The following is an 8,540-nucleotide window of genomic DNA, read 5'->3' on the forward strand; positions in this document are numbered from 1 at the left end:
AGAATCCCTTTCTTCCGATTTGGCAACTACTTGCAGACGCCCACATGCGATTCCCCTGCGGTCGCCCGGGGGCGCAGTCGTATCTCAGCCCTTGTCCCAGTCCTTTGTTTCAGTCCTTGGCGTTGAGCGGACAGGCGCTCGAGGGTTTGGGGAACACATCGTCGCCCTTCAGCACGGCCTTGACCTTGTAGTAGTCCCAGTCGCCCTTGGATTCGGCCGGCTTCTTGACCTGCAGCAGCAGGAGGTCGTGCACGAGCGCCCCGTCGGCGCGCAGATGGCCGTTGCGGATCACCGCATCGTCGATGGTCATGCTGCGCAGCTTGTCCATCACGGCGTTGGCCTCGTCGGTGCCGGTGGCCTCGATCGCCTTGAGGTAGTTCAGCGTCGCCGAATAGATCGCCGCCTGCGAAGCGCTCGGCATCCGCTTCATGCGCTCAAAGTAGCGCTGGGCGAAGGCGCGCGAGCGGTCGTCGAAGTCCCAATAAAAGGCTTCCGTCAGGTACATGTCCTGCGCCTTCTGCAGGCCGAGGCTCTTGACGTCGGTGATGTAGGCGAGCAGCGGCGCGATGATCTGCTTGTCGGTGCGGCCGATGCCGAACTCGGCGGCCTGCTTGACCGCGTTGACGGTGTCGCTGCCGGCATTCGCCAGCGCGATCACCTCGGCGCCGGAGCCTTGCGCCTTCAGCATGAAGGAGGAGAAGTCGCCGCCGGGGAACGGATGGCGCGAGGATCCCAGCACCTTGCCGCCCTCGGCGGTCACCATGGCGGCGGCGTCGCTCTCCAGCGAATGGCCGAAGGTGTAGTCCGCGGTGACGAAGTACCAGCTCTTGCGCCCTTCCTTCAGCAGTGCCTTGGCGGTGCCCGCGGCGAGCGCGTAGGTGTTGACCATCCACTGTGCACTGAGCGGCGAGCACTTCTCGTTGATCGCGGCCATGGCGACACCGGCCGACAGGATGGTGACACGCTGCTTCTGCCTGGCGATCTCCATCACCGCGAGCGCGGTGGAGGACGTCGGGAAATCGGCGATCATGTCGACCTTGCCCTGGTCGAACCACTCGCGCGCGAGGTTGGCGGCGATATCCGGCTTGTTCTGGTGGTCGGCGGCGACCAGCTCGACCGGCGCGCCGAGCACCTTGCCGCCGATCTCGTCGATGGCGATCTGCGCCGCCGCCGCCGAGCCGCGGCCGGTGAAGTCCGAATAGATGCCGGACAGATCATTGAGGATGCCGATCTTGACCACCCCGTCGCTGATCTTGTCCGCGGCGTGCGCCGCCGGCCCCGCGAGCAGCGCGGCGGATACGGACAGGGCAAGGCACTTCAAACGCTTCTTCATCGCTCGACTCCTGTGATGGGGCCTAGACGCCCAGGAATTTGCTGACTTTGTCTTCTTGCGCCGCCACGTCGCGGGCCGCGATCTCCGCCACCACGCGGCCGTGCTCGACGACGTAGTGGCGATCGGCGAGATCGCGCGCGAAATGGAAATTCTGCTCGACCAGCACGATTGTGAAGCCGCGCCGCTTCAGCGCGACCACCGCGTCGCGCAGCGCCTCGACGATGACGGGGGCGAGCCCCTCGGTGATCTCGTCGAGCAGCAGGATGCGCGCGCCGGTGGTGAGGATGCGGCCGATCGCCAGCATCTGCTGCTCGCCGCCGGAGAGCTGGCCGCCATAGCTTAGCGCGCGTTCGCGCAGGTTGGGGAACATCTGCAGCACTTCCTCGCTCGCCAGCCCCTCGGCCCCGAGCCTCGGCAGCAGCGTGAGGTTTTCCGCGGTGGTCAGCGTGCGGTAGATGCCGCGCTCCTCCGGGCAGTAGCCGAGGCCGAGCCGCGCCACACGGTGCGGTGGCAGATTGATCACCTCGCGGCCATTGACCCGCACCGAGCCGCTGCGCCGGTCGGTCAGGCCGAGAATGGCCTTCAGCGTGGTGGTGCGCCCGGCGCCGTTGCGGCCGATCAGCGTGACGCATTCGCCCTGGCGCACCTCGAGGTCGACGCCGTGCAGCACGTGGGATTCGCCGTACCAGGCCTGCAGGCCGCGCGCTTCGAGCACGATCGATGCCTCAGGCATGGCCACCTCCGAGATAGGCAGCGCGGACCGCCGCATCGGCGGAAACGTCCGCATAACAGCCCTCGGCGAGGATCTCGCCCCGCTGCAGCACGGTGATGGTGTCGCAGATGTCGGCGACAACAGACATGTTGTGCTCGACCATCAGGATGGTGCGGCCCGCGGCAATGCGTTTGATCAGGCGCTTGATGCGGTCGACGTCGTCGATCGCCATGCCCTGTGTCGGCTCGTCGAGCAGCAGGAACGGCGGGTCGAGCGCCAGCGTGGTCGCGATTTCCAGCGTGCGCTTGCGGCCATAGGACAGGTCGCGGGCATGGACATGGGCGGCGTCCGCGAGCCCGACGTCGTCGAGCAGTTGCAGCGCCTCGCGGTCGAGCGCGGTCAGCGTTCGCGCCGAGGTCCAGAACTGGAAATAGGTGCCGAGGCGCCGCTGCAGGCCGATCCGCACATTCTCGAGTGCGGTGAAGTGCGGAAACGTCGCCGAGATCTGGAACGAGCGGACCAGCCCGCGCCGCGCAGTGGCTGCGGCGGCCTCGCGCGTGATGTCCTCGCCCTCATAGACGATCCGCCCGCCGGTCGGCAGGTGAAACTTGGTGAGCAGGTTGAAGCACGTGGTCTTGCCGGCGCCGTTCGGCCCGATCAGCGCATGAATGGCGTGGCGGCGGACCCTGAGGTCCACGTTGTTGACCGCGACAAAGCCGCCGAACGACTTGGTCAGGCCAAATGTTTCCAACGCGTAGTCGGACACAGCATCATCCCCTCGTTTCGTGTATATTGTATAAAATATCCAAAATTGTCAAATGGCCGCCTGCCCTGAAACAGGCAGCGCTAGAAACGCAATCATCTCTTTTAAAAATAAGGGGATTTCTCGAAAGCGCCCGGCGCAGCGGCTTGGCGCCTGCTACATTTTTGTATAAAATATCCAGAGGATAAGGAAAGGAAGCTCAGATTTTGTCCGACGACACGACGTCGCAGCCCAGACGGGCGATCCCGCACAAGACGATCGCAGGCGCGGTGACCGACGCCCTGCGGGAGCGGATTCTGAGCGGGGCGCTGCTGCCTGGCGAGCAGCTGCGCCAGGACGTGCTCGCCGAGGAGTTCGCCGTCAGCCGCATCCCGGTGCGGGAGGCGCTGCTACAGCTCGAAGCCAGCGGCCTCGTGAAGATCATGCCGCATCGCGGCGCCATCGTTTCCAGCCTCTCGGTCGACGAGATCGCGGACGTCTTCCAGCTGCGCACGTCGCTCGAGCCGCAATTGCTACTGCTGTCGGCGCGCAAGTTCACCGCGCAGGACTATCAGGAGCTGCGCAGCCTCAAGGACGAATACAGCGTGGCGCTCGACCACGGCCGCGTCGCCGAGTGGGGCGAGCTCAACCGCCGCTTCCATCTCGCGCTGCTGAAACATTGCGGGCGGCCGCGCTCCTACGCCATCGTCTCGTCGCTGCTGCAGGACTGCGACCGCCCGACCCGGCTGCAGCTTTCCGTCAGCGGCGACGTGGCGCGGGCCGACATGGAGCACAGCGAAATTCTCGAGCTGTGCTCGGCGCGCGAGTTCGACAAGGCCGCCGACCTGCTGCGCCGTCACATCGAGAACGCCGGCCAATCGCTGATCGAGATCTACCGCCGCTCGGCGACAGCCTCCTGAGGCGGGACGCCTTCCCGCATCACCGCGACACGCGTCACGCCATGGGAGGTCCTTGTGGAGGGCGCTTCGGTGCGTCGCAGGTGAACCTCAGCAGATGCAAAGTCGCTGCCGCAAGCGGTACGTATCGATGAAAGCAATCTCGCCCCACCTTGCTCACTTGAGCGAAATCGTGAGCCCGCTGACGTTGGCGGCAAATTCCAGTCCTGCTTTTGGACCCTTGAGATTGAGTACGACGCCGTTTTCATTTCGCAGGTTGATGCCGCCGGCACCGCCGACGAAAGCTCCGCCGGCCCCCACCGCCGTATAGCTGCCAGCGAAGTCGCTGGCCTGCCTAATGCCTGACGCACTGCCTTCGAGCCAGCTCGTCGAGGCGCCGGCTGCCACGCCAAGGCTGAAGCCGGACACGATGAAGGGATAGTGGCGTCCCCGCAAGGTCAGGACGCCGCTGCCTCCACCGCCGCCGACCAACAAGGCCGCCTTCACGAATTTGACCTGGACGTGGCCGGTCGCTTGCGCAAAGGACGAAGACGAGAACGTCACGGCGAATATCGGGAGCACGATGAGGCGCAGCGCGAGTTTCAGCATGATCGTTGTTCCGCTCTGTCAAGGATTGGTCACGTCGACCTTCTTCCAGGTCTGATCGGGATCGAAGACGATGATGCGCTTTGCGATGATCTCGGTGCGCGGACCGAGGTCCTTCTGGTAAACCGTGCCGGAGTGATTGACCATGAAGGTCATGACGCCTGAATTGCCGTATTCGGCGGGGTAGGCGATCAGCGCAAAACCGCCGATCATCTTTCCCTTCACGACATAATTCAGCGCGCCGCCGGGGGCGTCGGATCCCTGTGCTTTCAGGATCCGGTAGTAGTAGCCGTGATACGGCGCATTCTGCTCTCCGACCTTGTAGCCTTCCGCGGATGCCTGCGCGGCGAGTTCGCCGAGCGGACTCGGATCGCGATCGTCGCGCCAGAACAGACCATCCTTCTTTCCGTGACTGCTGACGATGCGCTGTGCGTAGACGCCCGCCCCCTCGCCGGTGCGATCCTTGTCGGCATATTCGTTCTGGGCATCGACGTAGGCGAGACAGGTCTGGATCGCATCGAGCTCATTGCGGCCGATGCGGCGGTAGAGGATTTCGCGGCGGCCTGCGGCCGTATCAAACTCCCAGCCGTCCCTGTTGTTGACCAGCGGGATCGGGAACGGGAAGTCGTCCGCGCCGAGGATGAGCGTGGCCTTCTTGTTTCCTTCCGCCTTGATGGAATGCCTCGCGTCGTAGGCCGAAAGGAAGGTCTGGCGCGTCTCGGCATCAGCGACCTCGTCGCCGGACTCGATGATGTCTTCGGCGCCGCGGCCCAGCACCTTAAGGATTGCCTGCTTCTCGCCGGTCTTCACGGCGGCAGCCAGCGCCGCCGCGGCGTCCTCGGGATTTGGATAGGCCTGTTGCGCCTCGGCCAAGGAGATCAGCACCGCCATGGCTGTGGCTGCGGCGATGCCGACGGACGCAACGCGGCTCAATCGGAACATCGAAAAACCGCTCATCGCGACACCTCCGATCGGGCCGGGATTTGCGCTCCGGCAGCGAGCCAATCACTGTAGCTGCGCAGCTTGAGGCCGAGCTTGTCGTAGTAGACCCTGAGATAACCGTCGCTGCCACGCGTCACGGCTTGCGGCATCACCTGCGCGACCTCCTGCGCTATCACGCCGACATAGGCCTTGCTGCTGCCGAGATAGCTGAAGCGGTAGTAGCCGAGGCCGTTGGCGAGATGGCCGAGGAGCTCGATGTCGTGCTTCAGCGCGATGTCCGAACGCCTGCCGCCTCCGCCGCCGCGGAAGCCACCACCGCCCCCGCCACGGAATCCACCACCGCCGCCGCCGCGACCAGCGAAACTGGCGCCACCGCCGCGCCCGGCCATGCTCATCTGCCCGCGCGCGGATTGCAGGTTCGCGGCTTTGCCTGATGACACGTTCCTGAACGCATTATCCCGACCACCGCCACCGCGCGCGGCCTCACGGCTGCGGTTGGCGGCCTTGGCGCGATCGCCGCCACCGCCCTTCGCGCGATCACCACCGCCCTTGGCCCGGTCAGCCGTGCCCAGACGATCGCCGCGGTCGGCGCCAGGCCGATCACGCGAGGCCGCGCGGTCGCCGCCACGATCTCCCGCACGATCTCCTGCACCAGCGCGGTCGCCGCCTCCGGGCCGATCCTGTCCGGGACGCAGCACCTGCTGTCCTTCCCGACCACGGAAATCCATCCGGTTACCGCTGCCTGCCTTCAGATTGTTGTTGCCGAAGCGCTGCTGAACGTTGGTGTTGCTGTAGCGGACGCCCTGCCGGTGCGCCGGATTGTGCTGCCAGCTGTTTCCGATGTTGTTGATGCGATTGTAATGGTTGACGTAGAGGTTGCGGTTGCCCCAGTTGAAACCGCCGCCCCAATAATTGCCCCATCGCCCGATCGCCCAAGCGGTACCGAAAGCAAGGCCCGCCGCGATCACGCCGGCGCCGATATAGGACGGATAGCCGAAGTAGTACGGCGGATAGTCTGCATAGGGCCACGAGCCGTAGACCGTCGCGGGATCGTAATAGGGCACGTACATCGTGTTCGGATCCGTCTGCTCGATGACGATGACCTGCTTGCTTTCCTGAGTCTGGACGCTGACCTTCTGCTGCTTCGTCGTCACCAGCTTGTTGTTGGCCTGCGCCTTTGTGCGCAGCCGCTGGATCGCGTCCATCACGTCGGGTTGTTGGGCGAGCACCGCGTCGCCGAGATTCTTGGTCCAGTCGATCTTGTCGCTCATCATCGAGAGCACCGCCGCGGTGCTGGCCAGCGCCTTCACGCTATCGTCCCAGGATTGCTTGTCGACTTCAGCCTTGAGTGCGTCGCCTTTCAAGCTCTTGCGCGCGCTCAGCCAACGGTCGGCCTGCACCACCTCGAGTGGATAGGTCGCCGCGGCCAACACGTTCGCCAGCAGCGTGTCCGGATAGAGCGCAATCGGTGCAAGGAGCGCTTCCAGCTGCTCGGGCTTCAGCAGTTGGTCAGCCGGCTGTGCCTGACCGGCCGGTCGCGTTTGACTGATCTCGGCCGGCGGCTTGTCGGCGGCTTGCGCCAGCGCGGCAATGGGGATCGCCGAAAACAGCGCTAGTGCGAGCAGGATCTTGCCCGAACGAAACATCGCTACCTCCATCGACAATGGTGACCGCCAGCATCGGTCCCGGCCATCGTAGCTCTTTGATCGAGATCAAGGAAAGCGGCCGCTTCAGCTTCAGAAATCGCCGGCTTGTTGCGACGCAAGATGGATGCGGCGGTCGTGGATCAGGTTCTCAAGGCGATGGGCGGCGACGTTCACGGCGGTGACGTCGCGCTCGGCTCTGTCGCCCTCGACAGCACGGCTTCGTTGGGCACGAAGCACCCTATCGATTTCGCACTCGATCTCGTCCAGCTCTGATGCCCGCCTGGTTTCCCTGATGCGAGGCCCGAGCGCGTAAAGCGCATCGAGCGTCTCCTGCCTCGTTTTCGCTTCGGCGGGACGAATGAATTTCCAGGCCGCCGCCAATACCGACGCCAGTCCACCAGCAATCATCGGCGCGAGAAAGATCGCGTTGCCCCATTTGTCGAGAAAGCTCTCCCGCGTGCCGTCGTAGAACGCTGCCGCTCCCGGATGCACGGGCAGGTAAGCGTCCGCCGCGGTGTCCGGCGCTGCGATCTGCGCCAGCATGGGCAACTCCGCAAGCAAGTCCCTGCGCGCATTCATGACGGACTGCGCCAAATCGCCGATCAGGTCCGCGCCGAGCTTCTTCTGGGCTACCAGGTAGAACGACGTCCTGAGCGTTGTCAGGTCCTCCGCCGGAATTGGCGGAGAGCCACGCAGGGTCCCTTTCGGCACGTCGAAGCTTTCATAGGCCCGTTCCTTCTCCGCGATCGCGCCCGCGGACTCCACGGCGATCATCACGGGGCCGTTTCGCGCATTGTGTGGGAACAGGCCACGCAACTGCGACAGATATTTCTCCGCCAGCGGTATGATCAGCATGATCGCCCGCACCTCCTTTGCGTCGAGAGCATGCCTCGCGTCGGCGGAGCTGAGGGCCTTGAACGATACGCCGGCACGCGTCAGGTCGTATTCGTCGGTCAGGACTTTGATGACCTTATCGTTGGCCTCGCCGCCGAGCACGCCGATCGTGGCGCGCTTCAATTCCGTCACATCCGATATCGCGGTCCCCGGCGACGCGACCAGCAAGACAACGGCATGCGCCAGCACCATGACGGCCTGGGCTTGCGAAAGATCGCCGACGTCGCCACGGACTACCGCAAGGTCGACCTTTCCAGATGCGAAGGTGTTGGCAGCCTCAAGCGGACCGGGCGTCTGAACGAGGTTGAGGCGCACCGGCCCCGCAGACTGGGCAAGCTTGCTGGCAATCGCGGAAACCAGCTTGGTCGCTTCGCCGTCGATCGACCCCACCGCAACGGTCAGCGTCGTCGGGCGGACGTACCACCGATACCCGATAACGCCGGCGCTTCCGATCAAGAGTACGACCCCGGCGACCAAGGCGATCCTCAACGATGTCGGCAATCTGATCGTGTCCATGGCAGCCCACCTGTCAGTTGCGCGTTGCACAGCAAGCACCCTGGGGACGATCCGGAGCAAAGGTTGTCGACGGTGCTCTCATTCACTCTCGCCGGGCCCCTGCCCGACGGGCAACTCAAATTTGCTTCACATGTATTAGCCGATGTCCAGCCTCCCGCGCAGAAATATTTCTGTTTTTAAGAAACTAAAATCGGTGTATGAATCCGCCCGTCTCACCCGATTGAGGGGCGCGTCGCGATCGTCACGAGTGTTG

General features: G+C 64.4%; 8 protein-coding genes. 1 reads left to right on the forward strand and 7 read right to left on the reverse strand.

Annotated elements, in window-relative coordinates; translation table 11 throughout:
* Positions 1–109: 109 nt before the first annotated feature.
* Genes ACFFWD_RS17005 through ACFFWD_RS17015 form a run of 3 tightly spaced genes read right to left on the reverse strand, consistent with a single transcriptional unit; the run spans position 110 to position 2,811 of the window.
* On the reverse strand, positions 110–1,333 hold the full coding sequence (locus ACFFWD_RS17005; RefSeq protein ID WP_376967080.1) for an ABC transporter substrate-binding protein: 1,224 nt from the start codon (positions 1,331–1,333) through the stop codon (positions 110–112).
* Positions 1,334–1,355: 22 nt separating this feature from the next.
* Positions 1,356–2,066: an ABC transporter ATP-binding protein gene (locus ACFFWD_RS17010; protein WP_376967082.1), complete on the reverse strand. Its 711-nt coding sequence runs from the start codon at positions 2,064–2,066 to the stop codon at positions 1,356–1,358.
* Positions 2,059–2,811, reverse strand: a complete 753-nt coding sequence (locus ACFFWD_RS17015; RefSeq protein ID WP_376967084.1) for an ABC transporter ATP-binding protein — start codon at positions 2,809–2,811, stop codon at positions 2,059–2,061. The genes ACFFWD_RS17010 and ACFFWD_RS17015 overlap by 8 nt, the downstream gene beginning before the upstream one ends.
* Positions 2,812–3,014: 203 nt before the next feature.
* On the opposite strand from ACFFWD_RS17015, the gene ACFFWD_RS17020 reads away from it, so the two are divergent.
* Positions 3,015–3,707 (forward strand): GntR family transcriptional regulator, encoded by a 693-nt coding sequence (locus ACFFWD_RS17020; protein WP_376967086.1) that lies wholly within the window; start codon positions 3,015–3,017, stop codon positions 3,705–3,707.
* 153 nt (positions 3,708–3,860) lie between these two features.
* Here ACFFWD_RS17020 and ACFFWD_RS17025 read toward each other — a convergent pair whose 3' ends face one another.
* From ACFFWD_RS17025 to ACFFWD_RS17040, 4 genes are all read right to left on the reverse strand, one after another.
* On the reverse strand, positions 3,861–4,292 hold the full coding sequence (locus ACFFWD_RS17025) for a hypothetical protein (RefSeq protein ID WP_376967087.1): 432 nt from the start codon (positions 4,290–4,292) through the stop codon (positions 3,861–3,863).
* A gap of 18 nt (positions 4,293–4,310) precedes the next feature.
* On the reverse strand, positions 4,311–5,246 hold the full coding sequence (locus ACFFWD_RS17030; protein ID WP_376967089.1) for a DUF2950 domain-containing protein: 936 nt from the start codon (positions 5,244–5,246) through the stop codon (positions 4,311–4,313).
* Positions 5,243–6,877 (reverse strand): DUF3300 domain-containing protein, encoded by a 1,635-nt coding sequence (locus ACFFWD_RS17035; RefSeq protein WP_376967091.1) that lies wholly within the window; start codon positions 6,875–6,877, stop codon positions 5,243–5,245. Before ACFFWD_RS17035 ends, ACFFWD_RS17030 begins: the two co-directional genes overlap by 4 nt.
* Positions 6,878–6,967: 90 nt before the next feature.
* On the reverse strand, positions 6,968–8,287 hold the full coding sequence (locus tag ACFFWD_RS17040) for a TAXI family TRAP transporter solute-binding subunit (protein ID WP_376967093.1): 1,320 nt from the start codon (positions 8,285–8,287) through the stop codon (positions 6,968–6,970).
* Between the last annotated feature and the right edge of the window lie 253 nt (positions 8,288–8,540).

This window comes from Bradyrhizobium erythrophlei, from assembly GCF_042430365.1.
Taxonomy (GTDB): domain Bacteria; phylum Pseudomonadota; class Alphaproteobacteria; order Rhizobiales; family Xanthobacteraceae; genus Bradyrhizobium; species Bradyrhizobium erythrophlei.